The sequence below is a fragment of the Methylobacterium tarhaniae genome (assembly GCF_001043955.1).
GTDB classification, from domain to species: domain Bacteria; phylum Pseudomonadota; class Alphaproteobacteria; order Rhizobiales; family Beijerinckiaceae; genus Methylobacterium; species Methylobacterium tarhaniae.
Genome location: NZ_LABZ01000466.1, coordinates 1 through 741, shown reverse-complemented (window position 1 = coordinate 741; position 741 = coordinate 1). Strand labels below are relative to the sequence as shown.

At 65.9% G+C, this 741-nt stretch carries 2 protein-coding genes; both read left to right on the top strand.

The features are described from left to right. Positions 1-77: 77 nt before the first annotated feature. Entirely contained in the window at positions 78-257 is a 180-nt protein-coding gene (locus tag VQ03_RS30695; RefSeq protein WP_048454727.1) for a hypothetical protein, read from the top strand. A 51-nt stretch (positions 258-308) separates the two neighbouring features. Then, positions 309-722: a hypothetical protein gene (locus VQ03_RS30690; protein WP_048432250.1), complete on the top strand. Its 414-nt coding sequence runs from the start codon at positions 309-311 to the stop codon at positions 720-722. Positions 723-741 lie beyond the last annotated feature (19 nt).

Sequence of the window (741 nt, the reverse complement as noted above, 5' to 3'; positions counted from 1 at the left end):
CTGTTGGGCTCCAATAAGCAGATGATGGTGATATCCGTCTGTCTGATGGGCTGGCACTGGCTGTTTTTTTTTTTTCGGTGATCGCCAAGGCGGTGCAGCGAGCGGTCGACGCCGCGCCGGCAAAGGCGCTCGAGGCGGCCGGCGGGCAGGCCGGTCTCGCCGAGATCGTGTTCCGGAAGCTCAGTCTCGAGGACGGCGCCAACGAGGGCAACACCCTGGCGCCTGTCGTGGCGCGGCTGCCGGCGGCGAACCGGTAAGCCGGGGAGACGCTGACATGCGCCGCTTCGAGCTCGGGCGAGGGCAGGTCGATGCTCGATAGCGCCATGGGCAAGTTGCTGGATCAGGGACTGGTGGGCGTGATGCTCGTCCTGTTCCTGATCGCAATCATCTACCTGCAGAAGCGGCGCGACAGCGATGCGGAGGCTCGACTAAAGGAGAGCAGGGAGACCCTGCTCACCGCGGCCGAGACCAACCGCATCCTGTCCAGCATCAAGGACACGCTCGCGGGCGTCGCCCAGAGCCAGACGTTCCTGACCGCGACGGTGCAGGCGATCGATGCGAACGCGAGGAGCGCGCTCGCCAGCCAGACCGAGAGGGACATGCGCGTCGAGCGCATGATCGAGAACGCCAGCGAAACGATCCGTGAGATCGAAGGAGCAGCCGCGACCAACAGGGGGTTGTTGGAGCGTGCCCTCTCTGCGCTGGAAGCCCGGGGGCGCTAACCGTGGGAGTGCTCCGGGC